Raw genomic sequence first — 21,590 nt, 5'->3', positions numbered from 1 at the left:
AGGATTCGTAAATGAAAAAGATGCTTTGCGCTCTGCTGATGGCGGGCATGGCCTGCTCGGTTCAGGCCACAAGCGGTCGCCAGGATATGAGCAATGTGTCCGGCGAGTATGGCAACGTCCGCTTTCATGGTCGGGTGTTCGTTTCGCCGTGCGTGCTGGATATGGCCTCCCGCGATCAGACTATCGATCTTGGTGATATTTCCGCCAGCCGATTTCGCCAGGGCGGCGATCGCAGCGATCCGGTATTGGTCACGCTGTATCTGAATGGCTGTTTAAAGGGCTCCGGTCATACCTTAAGGGATTTCCCCGGGCAGACCAGTGAGATGCCTGAGCTGGCGCACAGCACGGTGGAGCGTGGTGTTTCGATGACGCTAATGGCTGAAGGCGCACCGGAAAACAGCGATTTGGGGCGCATTCGTGGTGATGTTCGCGGCGCGGGCATCCGGCTACTGACTGAAGGTAATCAGTTAATCCACCTGAACCAACCGCAACGCATGTGGATCCTCAAACCGGGCGATAACTCCATTCATTTTCTTGCCGCGCTGGAATCTTTTGGGCGAGAGGTGACCGCCGGAGAATTTAACGGTCTGGTCAGACTCAAGCTGGAGTATCTATGAGCGTATTACGTAAAACGCTGTTGTGGGTGGTGCTGGCAGGCTGTCCGTTGGCCGGGCAGGCATTTACACAGGGAGAAGGTGAGCCGGAAGGTGGGTCGCCGCATCAGTACGATATTGAACTGAGCTCGCTGGATGTCAGCAAAAACCACGTGGGGGGCAGAACGGAGCCGTTCCCATGGAATCTGGGCGGTTGGTATGTGGTGAATTTCTATTGCGAACAGGCTGACATCTCCCGAGCACCAATTTACTACACCACCACAACCACGATGCCGCCTTCAAATCAGGGGGCGAACCGTTTTCGGCTAAACGAGTATCTGGATGTGGAAGTTCAGGTGTGGGTTGCCGGGGGCTATAAAAAATATGTGCAGGCGCCTTTTACCAACGTTTCAAACCGCAACAGCAACAACAGCTGTAAAAAGCGTAAGGGCTACACGCGAGCGACTAACGTTGAAAGTGGTTCAAAAGGGAAAGTGACGTTTATTGTCACTAAACCCATTATCAATGGCATCAATATCACTTCCCAGTCGCTGGTGGAGGTGGCCGGGCGTATGGGAAGCGCGGGACCTACGCCAACCACGGCGATTTCTCGCGTGGTGATTAAATCCGGGCTGATTACCGTCCCGGACAAATGCACCTTCAATCGGGGAGACAAAATCAGCATTGAGTTTGGCGATCTGCCTGGATCCGCTGCCCGGCTCAACGGCACTAACTACAGCAAGTCGGTCCCTATACATGTGGTCTGTGAAGGCGGGAGCTTCGATCAGGGCGCGCTGAACATTAATCTTGGTATACAAACTACCACGGCGTCAGGCACGGCGGGGTTTAACGGTAATCTCCTTGGCACGCTGAGCGGCGGACAAAAGCGCGACGATCTCGGCATTATGCTTAAAGACGAAAGTGGTGGCACCGTCGTGCCCAATCAATTCTACAACGTGAAGGGGTTTTACCAGAATCAGGGCGACTGGAATCTCACCGCCGCGCCGGTGGCAAAGCCGGGCGTGGGAAGCGTGAAAGAAGGTGAATTTGAAGCCTCTGCCACCGTTGTCGCGCAGTTTCAGTAGGGGGATGTCATGAGATTCTTGGCGTTATTCGCGACCAGTATGTTACTGCTAGGTGGCATGGCGCAGGCCGACACCAAACTGGTCGGCGGCGATATGTATTTTCACGGCACCATCAGAGCCCTGGCCTGCAGCCTTGCACCGGGAGGCGACAAAATCGAGGTCGATTTCAAGCAAATCGCGACACAGGATCTCTATCTCTCGGGGCGCAGTAAGCCGGAAAAATTCAGCATCCAGTTACGCGACTGCAACCCTGAGGTTTTCCGTGGGATCTCGGTTACCTTCAGCGGTCGTGAGGATGCGGAGCTGACCGATCATCTGGCGCTGGATAGCAGTGAACAAGGCGGTGCGTCAGGGATCGGGATTGGGATGAGCGAAGAGGACGGCACGGCAATCCGCCTTGATGAGAGCACGTCAGTCAAAGAGATAACAGAAGGCTCGATGACGCTGAATTTCTTGGCGTGGGTCGCAGCGGAGCCATCGGCGATAAAAAATCAGTCTCTCGAATACGGTCCGTTCAGCGCCAGCGGGACCTGGACGTTGAACTACCAGTAGCATGATGAACGTACTGAATCGCATTGCGCCGCTGCCTGCGCAGAAATTATTGCTCGGTATTAGTCTGTTTTTCTGGTGTGGGGCCATGCATCTCTACTGGCCGAACAACGGCGGCAGCGGTCTGTCGTTGCCGCTTAATATTACGAGCTGGATCTACGCTGTTGTACTGGCTGCAAGCGTATTGATGCTGGTGCCTCGTCAACGCTGGCGCATCACTGTGCCCGCTGCGGGTTTTACAGTCGGGGCGTTCATCCTGACGTTGCTTTGCCTGCTAACGCCTGATGTCTGGCAGGCCGAGGCACTGCTGGTGGCGGGGGCGTTACTGGGCGGTGTGAGCGTCTATCTGGTCACATTACAAATTCCGCTCACGGCAAACACCCTAACGGCACTGCTGGCTCTGCTATGGGGAGCGTGCGTGATTGAATGTCTGGCGTTTGTCTATCAGTACTGGCATTTGCCGGGCGTTGAATACTGGGAGTTTGCCTGGCGGCGCGGTACGCGACCCTACGGGATATTTCAGCAGGTCAACCTGATAGCCAGCTTCACGGCATGCGGTGTGCTGCTGTCAGTACTGCTCTTTTTACGTCTGCACCGCGGGTATCGAATTGCCATTGGGATAGGCCTGGTAATGATGGGATTTGTGCTGCATGAATCTCAGTCGCAAACCGGCTACCTGTCTCTGGTAATCGGTGAAGTGCTGCTGCTGGCGGTTTTCCCGGCGCAACGGCGCACGCTGCTGCTGCTTCTACTGCCGCTGGCGTTAGGCGTAGCGATAGGGGCCACGGCCCGCCATTTTTTGTCTGTGGTCACGGTCGATCATCTGACGACTTCTCAAGTGCGCTGGACGGTGTTGAAAACGTCGCTGGCATTATTTGCCGAACGTCCGTGGATGGGGTGGGGCGTGGGCAGTTTTGCTGCCGTGTTTCTCGAACGCGCGGGGCCATTGGGGCTGGGCAGCATTTCGCATCCGCACAACGAACTGGTGCTGTGGTTGGTGGAGGGCGGTCTGGTTGGGCTGGCGGGGGCACTCTGTTTTATAGCGGGTGGTTTATGGCTCTGGCTGCACGGTAATTGCTGGCGTCGCGCCTGCCTGGTGGCGGCACTGCCGGTGGTTATTCATATGTTGACGGAATACCCCGTCAGGCAGTCAACGCCACACTGGCTGCTGTTGATCCTGTTGCTTCGATGTGCAGACAGCGCGCGAACGGGAATACGCCTGGCGCTTACGTCGACGTCGCTGATTCGCGCGGCAGGGTTTATCTCGTTACTGACCGTCGCGCCATTGCTGCTTCTCACGCTGCACACGCAACAGCAATTGACGCTGGCGGAGAGGCAGTCAACGCAGTGGCATCTTGCCGAACAGCTCCCTGTAGGAGGCTGGCTTCTTACCAGTCGCTATCGGTTTGATGTCCAGATGGGGTATCTGCAACGGTATCAGCGTACCCGGGACGCACGTTGGCTGGAAGCGGTTCGCCGCTGGGCGCCTGACTATGTGCGCGTTCACCCAGACCCTAATGTCTCCTTCACGCAAATCTTACTGGCGTTGCAACAGCGCGACCTGGTCGAGGCGCATCGTCTGGCGACGCGCTTTTGCCTGATATACCCAAACGATCGCCGTATCCCGTGGCTGCAGAATGCACGACGTCCTTTTAATAAAATAATGGAATGATATGAACAGTTTCAGCGAACAGGCCCGTTATGTGCCAGAACTTCCCCGCAACGCCGAGCTGCTGCGGATCACCGGGATCCGTTTGCAGCGCATTCATTTTTTTGATGACGCATCGCTGGATGTCTGTGAGGTGTTAAGTCAGGTACGCACACCGCTCCCACTGGATTTGTTTTTCAAGCACCTTTCCATCACGGCAAAACAGCAGCTTTTTCTATGGCAAATGCAGCGGGTGCTGGCCCTCTCTGGAAGCTATTCGCTGAATTTATCCGTCAGGATGCTGACCAGTCTGTCATGGATCACGCGTCTCACAAAGCAGGTGCATCAGGGGAGGATTGTTATTGAAATTCAGGATCCGGGCTCCATGATGCGCCTGGATAAGGCAGAGCAGCAGGCCGTATGCATTGCCGTAAAAACGCTGGTGCGTCACGGGTTTCGCGTGTGGCTGGATGATGTTTCGCCTGAGCTATTTTTTGTCTGGCGGCTGTCGGGCATCCGTTTCGATGCTATCAAAATTGAAAGCGGAATGTTTCATCAGTTCAGAACATCGGAGTGGCAGTTGAGGGTTCTGGTCAATCAATTTCGTGGGCTGGGTGAGCGGGTTGTCATTGAGGGAGTAGAAACGCCACAGGATTATGCCATTTGCCGTATGAGCGGCGCAGATGCTGTGCAGGGCTTTCTGTTTGAGCAGGAAATTTTACCGAAAAGCCTGAATCATTGCTGACTCAGGCTCTGACAATTACTCGCTCAGCGTCTGTGCGATATCTTTTTGCACCTGCTGGCGCTGTTCTGGGGTCAGCACTTTGTTCAGGTCAAAATAGTATTTTACGCGATAATAACGCGCCTGCTGTTCGATGTTGCTGAACGCAGAAAGCTGTTTCTGAACGGCAGCTTCATCCCATTTCTCGGACTTGATGACGTCAATCAACGCGCCGTCTTTAACATCTTTCACCGAAATCTGGCTTACGTTGGTTTCAAGCTGCTGGTGCAGTTTTTTAATCTGCGCCACCTGGTCGTTGGTCAGCTTAAGATGCTGAACGACCGGGTCCTGAGCTGGAGCAGGAACATTGGATACGTTTGCTGCAAGCGTACTAAAAGAAGCGCCCGCTAAGGTAGCCGCCAGCAAAGTCATGCGTAAGAAGTTCTTCATTATTGAAATCCTGATAAGGAAATTATCGACATTGTCTGCCACCCGCTGGTTACGAGTGATTATCCTTTGCAGAATACGATGCCCGCCGCATGTCGCCACGCGAATTTGTTTTGCGGTTGGTTACGGAGTGAAACAATCCCGCCACAAGAAACGTAGTGCAGCGGGAGTGAAGGCGATAGTTATAGCGTGAACGGGTCGGCGTCCTGCCAGGCGGGAAACTTCTCGCGATACTCGCGAAGCGCTGAGAGTGACAGTTCGGCGTCAATGCGTGTGGCCTGATGCGGCTCGGCGGTGGCAATAATCTCACCCTGCGGATTAATCACCCGGCTGTCACCGCGATAATGGTGGCCGTTACCGTCTGTGCCCACGCGGTTACATCCTGCTACATAAGCCTGGTTCTCAATCGCCCGTGCGGCAAGCAGAAGCTGCCAGTGCAGCGAACGCGGCGCAGGCCAATTGGCAACATACAACGCCAGGTCGTAATCGTTGCGATTGCGCGACCATACCGGAAAACGCAGGTCATAACAGACCAACGGCAGAATGCGCCAGCCGCGCCATTCAACAATAACGCGCGCGTCACCCGCCTGGTAATGCTGATGCTCATCCGCCATGCGGAACAGATGGCGCTTGTCGTAGAAATGCACATTACCTTCGGGCTCAACCAGAAAAAAGCGGTTTACCGGGCCGCGTTCAGACTGGATAGCAGCGCTGCCCGCGATCAGGGCGTTGGTCTGTTGCGCCTTGACGCGCATCCAGCTTACGACTTCTTCTTGCGGCAACGATTTATTTGCCGCTTCCATGGCAAATCCGCTGGTAAACATCTCGGGCAACACGATGACATCACGTCCGGCGACGGTTTCCAGTTGTCGGTCAAAATGGCGCAGGTTGGCCGGGCCATCCATCCAGATCAAGGGTTGTTGCAGCAGAGTAATTTTCAAACCAGGCACGATCGAGGCTCCTCGTTGAACAACATTTTGACACTGTAGCATGAGCATTAATGAAAATGTGGCAATAAAAAGCCCCGCATTAAGCGGGGCTAAACGTTGTGCGTATATCGTTATGCGGCTTCGACTTTACGCACTTTCTCTGGCAGCTTTACCGGCTGAGTCGCCAGCTCCTCGGGTTCAAAGTCATCCACGTTGATACTGCGCAGGCGGCTCGCTTCGGCTTTCACCAGAATCGCGGCTTCATCTTTATCAATCAGCCCTTTCGCCAGCGCATTGTGCGCCAGTTCGTCGAGACGGGTAAATGGCAGGTTTTTACCCAACTCTTTACAGATCCGCTGGTGGATAGGGTCGGCTGCAATGACATCCAGCAGCGCCTCTTCCAGCAAACCAACCGGGTTATGCTCGCTTGGCGTCAGATATTGACCGCGACCAATACGAGAACGAGTAGCACTTGGAACCTGCAAAATCTTCGCGACTTTATGGTCCAGCTTGTCAGACGGTGCGTCGTAGTGGCGACCGGTCGGGAAGATAACCACGTTCAGCAAGCCCGCGACCAGACGGTTCGGGAAGTTTTTCAGCAGATCGTCCATCGCCTGTTCCGCTTTGTACAACGCATCCTGAACGCCCCAGTGAACCAACGGCAGGTCCGCTTCATTACGGCCTTCATCGTCATAACGTTTCAGTACCGCAGAGGCCAGATACAGCTGACTTAACACATCGCCCAGACGCGCGGAGATACGTTCGCGGCGCTTCAGGCTACCGCCCAGTACGGCCATGGACACATCTGAAAGCAGGGCCAGGTTGGCGCTCAAACGGTTCAGGTGCTGGTAGTAACGTTTGGTCGCATCGCCGGTTGGCGTGCTGCTGGTTAAGCCACGCGTCAGACCAAGCCAGAAGCTGCGCACTTTGTTACTGCCAACGTGACCGATGTGTTTGAACAGCAGCTTGTCGAACGCATTCACATCGTTACTCTGTGCCGCAGCCATTTCTTCCAGAACATACGGATGGCAGCGAATCGCACCCTGACCGAAGATCATCATGCTACGGGTCAGAATGTTGGCACCTTCAACGGTAATGGCGATAGGCGCGCCCTGATAAGCACGGGCGAGGAAGTTGCTTTCGCCAAGCATAATGCCTTTACCGCCAGTGATATCCATCGCATCGATGATTGACTGCTGCCCGCGGTGGGTACAGTGATATTTCACGATAGCCGACAGCACCGCCGGTTTTTCACCCAGCATAATGCCGTAGGTAATCAGTGATGCCGCAGCGTCCATCACGTAGGCGTTACCGGCAATACGTGCCAACGGCTCTTCAATACCTTCCATCTTGCCGATGGAGATTTTGAACTGGCGACGAATGTGCGCATACGCGCCGGTGGCCATTGCGACCGATTTCACGCCGCCCGTCGAGTTAGACGGCAGGGTAATACCACGTCCTACAGACAGACATTCCACCAGCATGCGCCAGCCCTGACCGGCCATTTTCGGACCACCGATGATGTAATCAATCGGTACAAACACATCTTTACCGAGGGTAGGACCGTTCTGGAACGGCACGTTCAGCGGGAAGTGACGACGCCCAATTTGTACACCCGGCGTTGAGGTTGGGATCAGCGCACAGGTAATACCAAGATCTTCTTCACCACCCAGCAGTTTTTCCGGGTCAGAGAGTTTAAATGCCAGACCCAGTACCGTGGCGATAGGCGCCAGCGTAATATAACGTTTGTTCCAGGTCAGGCGCATACCCAGCACCTGCTGGCCCTGCCAGTCGCCCATACAAACCACGCCGGTATCAGGGATCGCCCCTGCGTCGGAGCCTGCTTCCGGGCTGGTCAGAGCAAAGCATGGGATCTCCTGACCGCGAGCCAGACGCGGCAGGTAATGATTTTTCTGCTCTTCGGTGCCGTAATGTTGCAGCAGTTCGCCTGGGCCTAATGAGTTAGGTACGCCAACGGTGATCGCCAGGATCCCGGAAACGCCGGAGAGTTTCTGCAGAACGCGAGCCTGAGCATATGCTGAGAATTCCAGCCCGCCGTACTCTTTCTTAATGATCATCGCGAAGAAGCGGTGTTCTTTCAGATATGCCCACAGTTCCGGCGGCAGATCCGCGAGTTCGTGAGTGATCTGGAAGTCGTTCGCCATGCGGCACGCTTCTTCCACTGGACCATCAATAAACGCCTGTTCTTCAGCGGTCAGATGCGGTTGAGGATAGTTATGCAGTTTTTTCCAGTCAGGCTTGCCCTGGAACAGGTCACCTTCCCACCAGGTTGTACCCGCATCAATCGCTTCTTTCTCAGTACGCGACATCGGTGGCATGACTTTACGGAAGCCGCGGAACACCGGCGCAGAGATCATGGATTTGCGCATCGGCGTAAAGTTAAACGGCACGAGGATAATGGCCAGAGGAACCAGCAGCCAGACTGACCACAGGCCAGCCACGCCAAGCGCAGCCGTCCAGGCGAGCAAAATTAAGCTGCTGAGGAATAAGCTCACGCGGTGATAAAACAGAACGCTGAGCAGAACAACCGTAGCGATAATACTCAAAATCATCATAACGAAAAGCTCCCTTGCTTGTAGGAGGTCTGACCACTTGTGATGATATGTTTGTAGTGGATGTAAATTCTTTTAGCAATGTGTTTACAAAATAATTACAACAAAGCTCACATTGTTGCTGTTTTAACCGGCACAAAAAATCAAAAGCGACAGCCATTCCTGTGGCTTGTACTTCTCGCTGGTAGCGCTATCCGGTACACTGCATCTTGTCATTTACATTCATGCTGAAGGATATCCTCATGTACCAGGATCTTATTCGTAACGAACTGAGCGAAGCGGCGGAAACGCTGGCTAATTTTCTTAAAGATGACGCCAATATTCACGCCATTCAGCGCGCGGCGGTCCTGTTGGCAGACAGCTTTAAAGCGGGCGGTAAGGTACTTTCTTGCGGTAACGGCGGTTCCCATTGCGACGCGATGCACTTTGCCGAAGAGCTGACCGGACGCTACCGTGAAAACCGTCCTGGTTACCCTGCTATCGCTATCTCTGACGTCAGCCATATCTCCTGCGTCAGCAACGATTTTGGTTACGATTATGTGTTCTCTCGCTACGTAGAAGCCGTGGGGCGTGAAGGTGATGTCCTGCTAGGCATCTCTACTTCGGGTAATTCCGGTAACGTAATTAAAGCGATTGCCGCAGCGCGTGAGAAAGGGATGAAAGTGATCACCCTGACCGGTAAAGATGGCGGAAAAATGGCGGGTAGCGCGGATATCGAAATTCGCGTGCCGCACTTTGGCTACGCTGACCGTATTCAGGAAATTCATATCAAAGTGATTCATATCCTGATCCAGCTGATCGAAAAAGAGATGGTTAAACCATAAGAAGACGATTGCCGGATGGTGGCTGAAGCCTTATCCGGCCTACATGAGTGCCACGTAGGCCTGATAAGCGCAGCGCCATCAGGCAGTTCACGGTTTTAAGGTAGGTGATGTATGTGCGAACTGCTCGGGATGAGCGCCAATGTGCCAACCGATATCTGCTTTAGCTTCACCGGACTGGTTCAGCGCGGCGGAGGGACCGGGCCGCACAAAGACGGCTGGGGTATTACGTTTTATGAAGGTAAGGGCTGCCGTACGTTTAAAGATCCGCAACCCAGCTTTAATTCGCCTATTGCCAAACTGGTACAAGACTACCCCATCAAATCCTGTTCCGTGATTGCCCATATTCGTCAGGCGAACCGTGGCGAAGTGGCGTTGGAAAATACCCATCCCTTTACCCGCGAATTGTGGGGACGCAACTGGACCTATGCTCATAATGGACAGCTCAGTGGCTATAAATCGCTGGAAACCGGAAATTTCCGCCCGGTCGGGGAAACCGACAGCGAAAAAGCTTTCTGCTGGCTGCTCCATAAGCTGACGGAGCGTTATCCGCGCACGCCGGGCAATATGACGGCAGTGTTTAAATACATCGCAATGCTGGCAGGAGAGCTGCGGGAGAAAGGCGTCTTCAACATGCTGTTGTCTGACGGACGCTATGTGATGGCCTTCTGTTCGACCAACCTGTTTTGGATCACGCGTCGTGCGCCGTTTGGCGTGGCGACATTGCTGGATCAGGACGTGGAAATCGATTTTAGCTCAGAGACCACACCCAATGATGTGGTCACCGTGATTGCCACTCAACCGTTAACCGGCAATGAAACCTGGCAAAAGATTATGCCAGGCGAGTGGGCATTATTTTGTCTCGGGGAGCGTGTAGTTTGATGCCAGTTGCGGCTGAACCACTTCGTGACTCAACGGCTTGCTGACGACGTAACGACCATCGACGACGGAAACGGTCGGTGGTTTACGTGTTTGTTCAAAGTAATCGTATCCCGGCTTTAACTGGGCCCAGAAATCTTTGTAATACGAGAACTTATGGCGTTGCATGTTGGCATCGGTCATGCGGAACGGGTAAATGCTAACCTGTACGCTGGACTGCCCGAACACCAGAGCACCTGTCACAAACTGGAAAATCTCATCAATGCCGTTGTCGGTCATTGCGTAGCAGCCGACGGAAACACAGGCACCGTGGATCATCAGGTACTTACCTTCATAACCGTGTGCGCGGTCGTAGGCGTTAGGGAAACCAATGTTAATCGCTTTATAGAAGCGGCTATCCGGTTTCAGCTGTCCACGCTGTACGCTGTAAAATCCTTCCGGACTTTTGAAATCACCCTGACGCTGTTTCGGCCCTAAGCCGCCGGAATAATTGCAGATCTTATAGCTGTCGAGCAATTGATACTGTTCGCCCATCTTGACGTACAGATCCAAGGTTCGCTCTTCTTTGAAGATCTGGATATAAACGGGGGAGCCCATTAATTGCTGCTTATATTCTTTGCTGACAGGCGTAGTCGGGCTGCTGCTGCTCAGCAAACCGGCAAATGAAACGCACGGCAATAAAAGCATCGCAAGAAAAAATGCGATTTTACGCATACTGCTTATTCCTTGATAAAACGATCACACACGCCAGGACGGCAAAAAGAATCCCCAAATCGGATAAATCTGGATCTGGAGCGCTCACATTAGCACCAAGAGAGTTTTTCGCAAGTCTCTCGTGCGGCGTTTACACTTTAGTTTTTCTTTATACGGAAAATTGCGCTTAAAGGCAGTCAGACACTGGCGTATTTTGCTGGTTACTGCGCTTCATTGGGTCTTATTCGTGCTGGATGGATAATGGGTCAGGAACGGCCCAGCATTAGGTACAACCAGACTTCTCACAACATAAAAATACTGTATACTTAAACAGTGATGTGGGAGACAAACGATGCGTAAAATCATACATGTCGATATGGACTGCTTTTTCGCGGCGGTGGAAATGCGCGACAACCCCGCCCTGCGTGATATTCCCATTGCTATTGGCGGCAGTCGAGAACGTCGGGGGGTCATCAGCACGGCCAATTACCCGGCGCGCAAATTTGGCGTGCGTAGCGCAATGCCAACTGGAATGGCATTAAAGCTGTGTCCGCATCTCACTTTATTACCTGGTCGTTACGAGGCCTATAAAGAAGCCTCCCGCCAGATTCAGGCTATTTTCTCCCGCTATACCTCGCTGATAGAACCACTTTCGCTGGATGAAGCCTATCTGGATGTGACCGACAGCACCCACTGCCACGGCTCAGCTACGCTGATCGCTCAGGAAATCCGCCAGACAATTTTTAACGAGTTACAGTTAACCGCCTCTGCCGGAATTGCGCCGGTAAAATTTCTGGCAAAAATAGCTTCCGATCTCAACAAACCCAATGGGCAATATGTGATTACCCCTGCCGATGTTCCTGAATTTCTCAGAACATTGCCGTTAGGCAAAATTCCCGGCGTTGGCAAAGTCTCCGCCGCTAAGCTGGAATCAATGGGATTACGTACCTGCGAAGATGTTCAAAAATACGACCTGGCAATGCTGCTCAAACGCTTCGGCAAGTTTGGTCGCGTGCTGTGGGAGCGCAGTCAAGGGATTGACGAACGGGACGTCAACAACGACAGGCTGCGTAAATCCGTCGGCGTGGAGCGTACGCTGGCGGAAGATATTCACGAGTGGTCGGAGTGTGAGGCGATAATTGAACGGCTCTATCCTGAACTGGAACGGCGTCTGGCAAAGGTAAAGCCGGATCTGCTGATCGCTCGCCAGGGGATAAAACTCAAGTTTAATGATTTTCAGCAGACTACGCAGGAGCACGTCTGGCCGCGCTTAAATAAAGATGACTTAATTACGACAGCGCGCAAGACCTGGGACGAGCGTAGGGGAGGGCGAGGCGTCAGGCTGGTGGGATTACACGTCACGCTGCTGGATCCTCAAATGGAAAGACAGCTACTGTTGGGTCTGTGACTCAGAACAATTACCGGATGTCGGCGTAAACGCCTTATCCGGTCTACAAACCAGCGTGCAGGCCAGATGGCTGCGTAACAACTTTATCCGGCCTACAAACCAGCATGTAGGCCAGATAAACGTAGCGTCATCCGGCATTTAGCGCAGAATCTTACTTCGCCGGAATAGACTTCAGCAGTTCAGTCAGCAGCGTCCAGTAATGGCCGACGCTTTCGATATGAACCTGCTCATCCGGGGAGTGCGGACCGGTGATAGTTGGCCCGATGGAAACCATGTCCATATCTGGATACGGTTTCTTGAACAGACCACATTCCAGACCAGCGTGGATGATCTGGATATTCGGCGTTTTGTTGAACAGACGCTGATAGGTTTCACGAACCAGGTGCATAACCGGAGAGTTAGCATCCGGCTGCCAGCCTGGGTATCCGCCTTTTGCCTGGGTTTTCGCGCCAGCCAGTTTACCCAGTGAATCCAGCATGCTCACCACGTAGTCTTTACCGCTGTCGATCAGGGAACGGATCAGGCAGTGAATTTCAACATTGTCGTCAGTCATGGTGACAACGCCGACGTTCAGAGAGGTCTCTACCACGCCTTTGGCGACGTCAGAGTTGCGGATTACGCCGTTCGGGGTGGCGTTCAGCAGACGCACAAAGCTGTCGCGAGACTGAGCGGTCAGCGCGGCTTTGTCTTGAGTTACGGCATCCAGCAGCAGAGCCAGGTTCTTCTCTTTGGCTTCCAGTTCGTTTTTCAGGATTTCCTGATAGGTGTTGACCAGCGCTTTTAACGCATCAACTTTATCTGCAGCCACGGCGAGGGTGGCAAAGGCTTCACGCGGAATCGCGTTACGCAGCGTACCGCCGTTGAAATCAACCAGACGCAGATCCAGCTCTTCAGCGTGGCCCGCCAGGAAGCGTACCAGCAGTTTGTTCGCGTTACCGAGACCCACGTGGATTTCGCCGCCGGAGTGACCGCCTTTCAGGCCTTTTAACGTCAGCTTAAAGCTCTGGAATCCAGCCGGGATTGCTTCACGGGACAGCGGCAGGTTAGAGGTAAAGTCGATACCGCCTGCGCAACCCATGTAGATCTCACCTTCTTCTTCTGAGTCGGTGTTGATCAGGATATCTGCCTGCAGCCAGTTAGCCTGCAGACCAAACGCGCCATCCATACCCGCTTCTTCGGTCATGGTCAGCAGCACTTCCAGCGGACCGTGTACTACGCTGTCATCAGCCAGAACGGCCAGCGCAGACGCCATACCGATGCCGTTATCCGCACCCAGCGTAGTGCCACGGGCTTTCACCCATTCGCCGTCAATATAAGGCTGGATAGGATCTTTAGTGAAGTCATGCACGGTGTCGTTGTTTTTCTGCGGGACCATATCCAGGTGCGCCTGCAGAACGACCGGCTTGCGGTTTTCCATGCCTGCGGTAGCGGGTTTGCGAATCAGGATATTACCGACTTGATCGCGCTCGACGTGGAAACCTTTCTCTTGGGCCCAGCTCAGAATGTGTTCAGCGAGCTGCTCTTCATGATAGGACGGATGAGGAATAGAACAGATTTTGGCAAAAATATCCCATAGCGGTTGCGGGGATAATTGAGACAGTTCAGACACGTTGAGTCTCCTTGGCGATGTCCTACAAAACTTGCTTGCAGGCCACGGGGTTAGCAGAATTAAAAACACCACAAGTCAGGCTTGCGCGATGCGATTGAGAATACCACTTTCTCCGCTGACGGCTAGCATAAAGCATGCAAAAAGAGGCGCGGATTCCGCGAAACACTGGTTTTTAGTGCGTCAGATCTCTATAATCTCGCGCAACCTATTTCCCCCTCGAACACTTTTTAAGCCGTAGATAAACAGGCTGGGACACTTCACATGAGCGAAAAATACGTCGTCACCTGGGACATGTTGCAGATCCATGCACGTAAACTGGCAAGCCGCCTGATGCCTTCTGAACAATGGAAAGGCATTATTGCCGTTAGCCGTGGTGGTCTGGTGCCGGGCGCATTGCTGGCGCGTGAATTGGGTATTCGTCATGTCGATACCGTATGCATCTCCAGCTACGATCACGACAACCAGCGCGAACTGAAAGTGCTGAAGCGTGCCGAAGGCGACGGTGAAGGTTTCATCGTAATCGATGACCTGGTTGACACCGGTGGTACCGCCGTTGCGATCCGCGAAATGTATCCTAAAGCGCATTTCGTCACTATCTTCGCTAAGCCGGCTGGTCGCCCGCTGGTGAATGATTATGTTGTTGATATCCCTCAGGATACCTGGATTGAGCAGCCGTGGGATATGGGCGTAGTGTTCGTCCCGCCGATCTCTGGTCGCTAATCTAAAAAGTTTTCAACGCCTGGCAACTGCCAGGCGTTGTTCTTTTTGTGCTGTGTCAGGTTACACTATGCCTTAGTGAGTACTCATGGAGGCTGCAATCATGTCACAGGCTAACCTCAGCGAAGTCCTGTTTAAACCCCGCTTCAAACACCCTGAAACGTCAACACTGGTTCGTCGTTTTAATCACGGCGCGCAGCCGTCCGTACAATCTGCCCTGGATGGCAAAACCATTCCGCACTGGTATCGCATGGTGAATCGCCTGATGTGGATCTGGCGCGGCGTCGACCCGCGCGAAATCCTTGAGGTGCAGGCACGTATCGTGATGAGCGAAGCCGAGCGTACAGATAAAGAACTCTACGATACGGTTATCGGCTATCGCGGTGGGAACTGGATCTATGAATGGGCGAAGCAGGCGATGGACTGGCAACAGAAAGCGTCTATGGAAGAGGATCCGCAGGTGAGCGGACGCCACTGGCTGCATGCGTCTACGTTGTACAACATTGCCGCTTACCCACACCTGAAAGGCGATGAGCTGGCAGAGCAGGCACAGGCTTTGGCCAATCGCGCCTATGAAGAGGCCGCGCAGCGACTGCCGGGCACGTTGCGCGAGATGGAATTTGCCGTTACCGGCGGCGCGCCAATCACTGGATTCCTGCATATGCCAAAAGGTGACGGTCCGTTCCCGACGGTGCTGATGTGTGGTGGTCTCGATTCCATGCAAACGGATTACTACACCCTGTATGAGCGCTATTTTGCCCCACGGGGTATAGCCATGCTGACGCTGGATATGCCGTCGGTTGGGTTCTCGTCAAAATGGAAACTGACTCAGGATTCCAGCCTGCTGCATCAGCATGTATTAAAAGCGCTGCCTAATGTTCCCTGGGTGGATCACACCCGCGTGGCGGCCTTCGGTTTCCGCTTTGGCGCTAACGTAGCGGTACGTCTGGCGTATCTGGAATCATCGCGTCTGAAGGCGGTGGCCTGTCTGGGGCCAGTGGTTCATGCGCTGCTTAGCGACCCGCAGCGTCAGGCGAGCGTCCCGGAAATGTACCTTGATGTACTGGCTAGCCGCCTGGGGATGCATGACGCCTCCGATGAAGCGCTGCGCGTTGAACTTAATCGCTATTCATTAAAAGTGCAGGGCCTGCTGGGGCGACGCTGCCCGACGCCAATGCTCTCGGGATTCTGGAAGAACGATCCGTTTAGCCCGGAAGAAGAGTCACGTTTAATCACATCTTCATCTTCAGACGGTAAGCTACTGGAGATCCCCTTCAACCCGGTGTATCGCAATTTTGACAAAGGGCTGCAGGAAATAACCGGTTGGATCAATCAGAGATTGTGTTAAAAGTTTGCTAAATTTTAGCGATTTGGTAAAACAGGTGCTTCACCTAAGGAGATCGTAATGACGTTACCGAGTGGGCATCCGAAAAGTAGATTGATCAAGAAATTCACCGCGCTTGGCCCGTATATCCGGGAAGGGCAGTGCGAAGATAATCGATTTTTTTTCGATTGTCTGGCTGTTTGCGTCAACGTGAAACCCGCCCCTGAGAAACGCGAGTTCTGGGGCTGGTGGATGGAACTGGAGGCGCAGGAAAAACGTTTCACGTACAGCTATCAGTTTGGTTTGTTTGATAAAGACGGTAACTGGACGGCGGTGCCGGTGAAAGAGACTGAAGTGGTAGAGCGACTGGAATACACCTTACGTGAATTCCATGAAAAATTACGTGGCTTGTTAACGACGCTGAATCTGGCGCTGGAACCTGCTGACGACTTTAAGGATGGACCGGTTAAGTTAACGGCATAATGAACAGTAAAATGCCGGATGGCGGCGCAACCCCATCCGGCATTTTTTTATGCTATACCCTAAATAATTCGAGTTGCAGGAAGGCGGCGACGCAGCGAATCCCCAGGAGCGTACATAAGTACGTGACTGGGGTGAGCGAGGAAAGCCAACGCACATGCAGCTTGAAATATGACGGGTATAATTAGAACTGGTAGACCATACCGACAGCAACGATATCATCATCGTTGATGCCCAGTTTATTATCGCTATCCAACTGGTTGATTTTATAATCAACAAACGCGGACATATTTTTGTTGAAATAATACGTTGCGCCCACGTCGATATAATTCACCAGGTCTTCATTGCCGACGCCTTCAATATCTTTCCCTTTAGAAAGCACATAACCCAGTGACGGACGCAGACCAAAGTCAAACTGGTACTGAACAACCGCTTCGAAGTTCTGTGTTTTATTGGCGAAGCCGCCGGAAATTGGCGTCATATTGCGTGTTTCAGAATAGAACGTCGCAATATAAATATCGTTAGCATCATATTTTAAGCCGGTTGCCCAGGCTTCAGCTTTATCACCCGTACCGCGAGTTTGCAGATTCTGCTGGTTGGTTCGATCGGAGTTGGTATAAGCGCCGCTCACCGCGAAATCGCTGCCGCCAAAGTCATAGGTAACAGAAGTACCAAAACCGTCGCCGTTCTGTTTTTTCACATCGCGATCCTGGTTTTTACCCTGGTATTGCAGGGTCAGATCCAGGCCATCCACGACGCCGAAGAAGTCGGTGTTACGGTAAGTTGCCAGACCGCTGGCGCGTTTGGTCATAAAGTTATCGGTCTGTGCGGAGGAGTCGCCACCAAATTCCGGGAACATATCGGTCCAGGCTTCCACGTCATACAGCGCACCCAGGTTACGACCATAATCAAACGAGCCAAAATCTTTTAATTTCACACCGGCGAAGGCCAGACGTGTTTTTTGTTGGTTAGAGTCGCTTTCAGCTTTATTGCCGGCAAACTCTGCTTCCCAACGACCATAACCGGTTAGTTGATCGTTAATTTGCGTTTCACCTTTAAAACCTAAACGGATATAGCTTTGGTCACCATCTTTGCTGTCATAATCCGTCATGTAATGCATGGCTTTTACTTTGCCGTACAAATCCAGCTTATTGCCGTTCTTGTTATACACTTCCGCTGCCTGTACGGATGCCGACGCAACAATTCCCATCACCACTAATGCCAGAGTGCTCTTTTTCATTTTCATTCCTGATTAAAAGTACGCGCTAATATTCACTGGGTGTGATCCCCGTTAAAAGACAGGAGGGTTTTTAACGTCTGGCAATGAACGTTTTATGACAAAGTAAGAATATTTTTAAAAAAGGATGTTTTTTTGTTTCTGTAATAAATGCGTCAAAATCTGCCGCTACGCTTGCTGATCCTGCGCAATAAAATTTCATGCTTTGTGCGCTGGTTGTTGGCAACCGGGGCCAGTCCTGCTAAAACGTTCGTTTGATATCATTTTCCCCAATTTTGAATGGCAGAGAATCATGAGTGACAGCCAGACGCTGGTGGTAAAACTTGGCACCAGTGTGTTAACGGGCGGATCCCGCCGCCTGAACCGCGCCCACATCGTAGAACTGGTTCGCCAGTGCGCGCAGCTCCATGCCGCAGGGCATCGTATTGTTATCGTTACCTCTGGTGCGATTGCCGCCGGACGTGAGCATCTTGGTTACCCGGAGCTCCCGGCAACGATAGCTTCGAAACAGCTGTTGGCGGCGGTCGGGCAGAGCCGACTGATTCAACTGTGGGAACAGCTGTTCTCGATTTACGGTATTCATATCGGGCAGATGCTGCTGACGCGTGCAGATATGGAAGACAGAGAGCGCTTCCTCAACGCCCGCGATACGCTCCGCGCGCTGCTGGATAACAACATTGTTCCTGTCATTAATGAGAATGACGCCGTAGCGACCGCCGAGATTAAAGTCGGCGATAACGACAACCTCTCCGCGCTGGCGGCAATTCTGGCTGGAGCCGATAAGCTGCTGCTGTTGACCGATCAGCAGGGGCTGTTCACCGCCGATCCACGCACCAACCCGCAGGCTGAGCTGATTAAAGACGTGCACGGCATTGATGATGCGCTGCGCGCCATTGCCGGGGATAGCGTCTCAGGTCTGGGAACCGGCGGCATGGGCACAAAACTGCAGGCCGCCGATGTCGCATGCCGCGCCGGGATTGACACCATTATTGCCGCAGGCAGCAAGCCGGGCGTGATTGGCGACGTGATGGAAGGCGTTTCCGTTGGGACGCGTTTTCATGCTCAAGCCTCTCCGCTGGAGAACCGTAAACGCTGGATCTTCGGCGCTCCGCCTGCCGGAGAGATTACCGTCGATGAGGGCGCGACCGCAGCAATTCTGGAACGCGGCAGCTCATTACTGCCAAAAGGCATTAAAAGCGTGACAGGTAACTTTTCTCGTGGTGAAGTGATCCGCATCTGCAATCTCGAAGGGCGCGATATTGCCCACGGCGTCACCCGCTATAACAGCGACGCGCTGCGCCGTATTGCCGGACACCACTCACAACAGATCGACACCATCCTGGGCTATGAATACGGTCCGGTTGCTGTCCATCGCGACGACATGATCACCCGTTAAGGAACAGGCATATGCTGGAACAAATGGGCATTGCTGCCAAAGCCGCGTCATACAAGCTGGCGCTGCTCTCCAGTCGCGAAAAAAATCGCGTACTGGAAACCATTGCTGATGAGCTGGAAGCGCAAACGGAAAGCATCCTCAGCGCGAACGTACAAGATGTTGAGCAGGCGCGAGCCAACGGCCTGAGCGAAGCGATGCTTGACCGCCTGGCGCTGACGCCGGCGCGTCTGAAAGCGATTGCTGACGATGTACGCCAGGTCTGTAATCTCGCCGACCCGGTAGGGCAGGTGATTGACGGCGGCCTGCTGGATAGCGGTCTGCGTCTGGAGCGTCGTCGCGTCCCGCTGGGCGTGATTGGCGTGATTTATGAAGCGCGTCCAAACGTCACCGTTGACGTTGCCTCCCTGTGCCTGAAAACCGGCAATGCGGTGATTCTGCGCGGTGGGAAAGAGACCTACCGGACCAACGCCGCGACCGTGGCTGTTATCCAAAAGGCGCTGGAAGCCTGCGGTTTACCCGCGGCTGCCGTACAGTCAATTGATAACCCGGACCGCGCGCTGGTCGCCGAAATGCTGCGAATGGATAAGTACATCGATATGCTGATCCCTCGCGGTGGCGCGGGTCTGCATAAGCTGTGCCGTGAACAGTCGACCATCCCGGTCATCACCGGCGGTATTGGCGTATGCCATATTTATGTTGATGATACCGCGGAGATCGCCCCGGCCCTGAAGATTATCGTTAACGCTAAAACCCAGCGTCCAAGCACCTGTAACACTGTAGAAACTCTGCTGGTGCATCAGGATATTGCTGAGCGTTTCCTGCCTGCGTTAAGCCAAAAGATGGCGGATAGCGGTGTTACGCTGCACGGTGATGAAATCGTGATGCAGGTTCTGCATGGCCCTGCCAAACTGGTGCCACTAAAACCGGAAGAGCTGGATAACGAGTTTCTGTCTCTGGATCTGAACGTTGTGGTGGTCGAAAATATGGATGGTGCTATCGCCCATATTCGCGAACACGGTACCCAGCACTCGGACGCCATACTGACGCGCACGCTCAGCAACGCCAACCGTTTCGTGAATGAAGTGGACTCTTCTGCCGTGTATGTAAACGCCTCTACTCGTTTTACCGATGGCGGCCAGTTCGGACTGGGTGCGGAAGTGGCGGTGAGCACGCAAAAACTGCATGCACGTGGCCCAATGGGACTGGAAGCACTGACCACATATAAGTGGATTGGCTTCGGTGACGACACGGTTCGTGCGTAATTGAAACTGGGTGATGCAATAATAGCTATCTGATTTAAACAGCTATTAAGGCATCACCCAGTTAAGTCTAACCTTCACCCCGCTGCCGCATTTTTTATCCTGCGTTTTTAACATCATCCGCACCAGTCTGGTTCTGACCTATGCATTCTCTGACGCCAGAAAGGCGGCGTATCACAGAATTTTCCCTGCCTGCATGAATTTTCCTGGTCTTCGTTTCACGTATTGTTCCCATGGCCCGATCTATTAGAATCAATCTCATTTTTATGAGGAGTTGTTGCGTGAAATCGGATATTCACAAACTAAGCATTCCTGTTGTGCCGCTTGGCAACCCGTTTCCTCCCCGTCATTGTTCGCTGTGCCCAAAGGGAGCGGCGATTGATCGTGATAATCAATACAAATTAATAGACAAAAGAAGGCGGTTTAAAGCTGGGGAGATACTCGCTCGGCAGGATGAAACCGCGGATATGCTTTTTGTTATCCATGAGGGGTACTGCAAGTCCAGCGTGGAATGTGGCGATAACGTTTTTATCAGCCGCTTTTATGTTCCGGGAGATATCATGGCGCTGGATGCTGTCGAAGGGGGGAAGTACCTGACAACTATCCAGGCCGCAACGGCTGCAGAGGTTTGCCACATTGATATTGCGCGGTTGTTCAAGGTAGCAGAGAAGGAGCCTTCGGTTGCTGCCGCAGTCATCAAGTTTCTCTGCAGGGACAATGGATTCATTGTTGAAAAACTGCGGCGCTATGCGAATAAACATGCTGAGGCCAGGATCGCGGCTTTCCTGGTGGAATTTTACGAGATGCATTTACGCATCGGCAGGCCAGAAACGACGCTTCGCTTGCCATTTTCTCGCGAGGAAATTGCCAGTTATCTCGATCTTAAAATTGAAACCGTTAGCCGCTCATTAAAGTCACTTGAACAGCAGAATTTGATTACCTTACATAGGGTACGTACCGTAACTATTAATAGTTATCTTGGTTTAAAACGTTTTATCTAATTTTCTATTTAACGATAATCATTATCTCTCCTGATAAGCCAGGAATATTCATTTTATATGGAAAATTCCTGGTTTTAATTTTGTCAAATAATTATCAATTAGAATGTAGTTTCTGTAGGTGAATGTTTTTTTATAAGAATATTCCCTCGCAAATGGATATATCATGAGAATTTTCTTGCGGCGTTAAAAATTTAGCATAATTGCAACAAATAATAAGCATT

20 protein-coding genes are annotated in these 21,590 nt (G+C 52.7%); 14 read left to right on the top strand and 6 right to left on the bottom strand.

Annotation, left to right across the window (positions count from 1 at the left end; all coding sequences use genetic code 11):
- The first annotated feature begins 11 nt into the window (after positions 1-11).
- Genes BZK40_RS22490 through BZK40_RS22470 form a run of 5 tightly spaced genes read left to right on the top strand, consistent with a single transcriptional unit; the run spans position 12 to position 4,620 of the window.
- Positions 12-617, top strand: coding sequence for a fimbrial protein (locus BZK40_RS22490; RefSeq protein WP_079935331.1), 606 nt, complete (start codon positions 12-14; stop codon positions 615-617).
- Positions 614-1,678, top strand: coding sequence for a fimbrial protein (locus BZK40_RS22485; protein ID WP_020996610.1), 1,065 nt, complete (start codon positions 614-616; stop codon positions 1,676-1,678). The genes BZK40_RS22490 and BZK40_RS22485 overlap by 4 nt, the downstream gene beginning before the upstream one ends.
- 9 nt (positions 1,679-1,687) lie before the next feature.
- The gene (locus BZK40_RS22480) at positions 1,688-2,230 is read left to right on the top strand and encodes a fimbrial protein (RefSeq protein ID WP_079935330.1); all 543 of its coding nucleotides are present in this window, start codon (positions 1,688-1,690) and stop codon (positions 2,228-2,230) included.
- 1 nt (position 2,231) lies between these two features.
- A complete protein-coding gene (locus BZK40_RS22475; protein WP_079935329.1) occupies positions 2,232-3,899 on the top strand; it encodes an O-antigen ligase family protein in 1,668 nt (555 codons plus the stop codon).
- Between the two features lies 1 nt (position 3,900).
- A complete protein-coding gene (locus tag BZK40_RS22470) occupies positions 3,901-4,620 on the top strand; it encodes an EAL domain-containing protein (protein WP_048236084.1) in 720 nt (239 codons plus the stop codon).
- Between the two features lie 15 nt (positions 4,621-4,635).
- Here BZK40_RS22470 and BZK40_RS22465 read toward each other — a convergent pair whose 3' ends face one another.
- From BZK40_RS22465 to fadE, 3 genes are all read right to left on the bottom strand, one after another.
- Positions 4,636-5,046 (bottom strand): Spy/CpxP family protein refolding chaperone, encoded by a 411-nt coding sequence (locus BZK40_RS22465; RefSeq protein ID WP_079935328.1) that lies wholly within the window; start codon positions 5,044-5,046, stop codon positions 4,636-4,638.
- 179 nt (positions 5,047-5,225) lie between these two features.
- Positions 5,226-5,993 (bottom strand): amidohydrolase, encoded by a 768-nt coding sequence (locus BZK40_RS22460; RefSeq protein WP_032942424.1) that lies wholly within the window; start codon positions 5,991-5,993, stop codon positions 5,226-5,228.
- Positions 5,994-6,103: 110 nt separating this feature from the next.
- Entirely contained in the window at positions 6,104-8,548 is a 2,445-nt protein-coding gene (gene fadE / locus BZK40_RS22455; RefSeq protein WP_003830821.1) for an acyl-CoA dehydrogenase FadE, read from the bottom strand.
- Positions 8,549-8,787: 239 nt separating this feature from the next.
- Here fadE and lpcA point away from each other — a divergent pair, with 239 nt between their 5' ends.
- Entirely contained in the window at positions 8,788-9,369 is a 582-nt protein-coding gene (gene lpcA / locus BZK40_RS22450) for a D-sedoheptulose 7-phosphate isomerase (protein ID WP_003031390.1), read from the top strand.
- A gap of 111 nt (positions 9,370-9,480) precedes the next feature.
- Entirely contained in the window at positions 9,481-10,248 is a 768-nt protein-coding gene (locus BZK40_RS22445; protein WP_003031388.1) for a class II glutamine amidotransferase, read from the top strand.
- Here BZK40_RS22445 and dpaA read toward each other — a convergent pair.
- Positions 10,219-10,959, bottom strand: coding sequence for a peptidoglycan meso-diaminopimelic acid protein amidase (dpaA, locus tag BZK40_RS22440; RefSeq protein WP_003830823.1), 741 nt, complete (start codon positions 10,957-10,959; stop codon positions 10,219-10,221). The two genes, BZK40_RS22445 and dpaA, sit on opposite strands and share 30 nt — an antisense overlap.
- A gap of 331 nt (positions 10,960-11,290) precedes the next feature.
- Here dpaA and dinB point away from each other — a divergent pair, with 331 nt between their 5' ends.
- Positions 11,291-12,346, top strand: coding sequence for a DNA polymerase IV (gene dinB / locus BZK40_RS22435; RefSeq protein WP_003830824.1), 1,056 nt, complete (start codon positions 11,291-11,293; stop codon positions 12,344-12,346).
- 151 nt (positions 12,347-12,497) lie between these two features.
- Here dinB and pepD read toward each other — a convergent pair whose 3' ends face one another.
- A complete protein-coding gene (pepD, locus tag BZK40_RS22430; RefSeq protein ID WP_008783788.1) occupies positions 12,498-13,955 on the bottom strand; it encodes a cytosol nonspecific dipeptidase in 1,458 nt (485 codons plus the stop codon).
- A 261-nt stretch (positions 13,956-14,216) separates the two neighbouring features.
- Here pepD and gpt point away from each other — a divergent pair, with 261 nt between their 5' ends.
- The 3 genes from gpt (at position 14,217) to crl (ending at position 16,479) form a co-directional block, all read left to right on the top strand.
- A complete protein-coding gene (gene gpt, locus BZK40_RS22425) occupies positions 14,217-14,675 on the top strand; it encodes a xanthine phosphoribosyltransferase (protein ID WP_003031380.1) in 459 nt (152 codons plus the stop codon).
- A 100-nt stretch (positions 14,676-14,775) separates the two neighbouring features.
- Entirely contained in the window at positions 14,776-16,020 is a 1,245-nt protein-coding gene (gene frsA, locus BZK40_RS22420) for an esterase FrsA (protein ID WP_079935327.1), read from the top strand.
- A gap of 57 nt (positions 16,021-16,077) precedes the next feature.
- Positions 16,078-16,479 (top strand): sigma factor-binding protein Crl, encoded by a 402-nt coding sequence (gene crl, locus BZK40_RS22415; RefSeq protein WP_079935326.1) that lies wholly within the window; start codon positions 16,078-16,080, stop codon positions 16,477-16,479.
- A 181-nt stretch (positions 16,480-16,660) separates the two neighbouring features.
- Here the strand turns inward: crl and phoE are convergent, their stop codons facing one another.
- A complete protein-coding gene (phoE, locus tag BZK40_RS22410; protein WP_003830831.1) occupies positions 16,661-17,716 on the bottom strand; it encodes a phosphoporin PhoE in 1,056 nt (351 codons plus the stop codon).
- A gap of 289 nt (positions 17,717-18,005) precedes the next feature.
- Between phoE and proB the strand changes: the two genes are divergently transcribed.
- The 3 genes from proB to BZK40_RS22395 all read left to right on the top strand — a co-directional run bounded on the left by proB (position 18,006) and on the right by BZK40_RS22395 (position 21,369).
- Positions 18,006-19,109, top strand: a complete 1,104-nt coding sequence (gene proB / locus BZK40_RS22405; protein ID WP_003031373.1) for a glutamate 5-kinase — start codon at positions 18,006-18,008, stop codon at positions 19,107-19,109.
- 11 nt (positions 19,110-19,120) lie between these two features.
- Positions 19,121-20,371, top strand: coding sequence for a glutamate-5-semialdehyde dehydrogenase (proA, locus tag BZK40_RS22400; protein ID WP_032942426.1), 1,251 nt, complete (start codon positions 19,121-19,123; stop codon positions 20,369-20,371).
- 278 nt (positions 20,372-20,649) lie between these two features.
- Entirely contained in the window at positions 20,650-21,369 is a 720-nt protein-coding gene (locus BZK40_RS22395) for a Crp/Fnr family transcriptional regulator (protein WP_048226431.1), read from the top strand.
- The last annotated feature ends 221 nt before the right edge of the window (positions 21,370-21,590 follow it).

The organism is Citrobacter portucalensis, assembly GCF_002042885.1.
GTDB classification, from domain to species: Bacteria; Pseudomonadota; Gammaproteobacteria; order Enterobacterales; family Enterobacteriaceae; genus Citrobacter; species Citrobacter portucalensis.
Note: the sequence above shows the minus strand (reverse complement) of the source record. Positions and strands in the feature narration are given on the sequence as shown.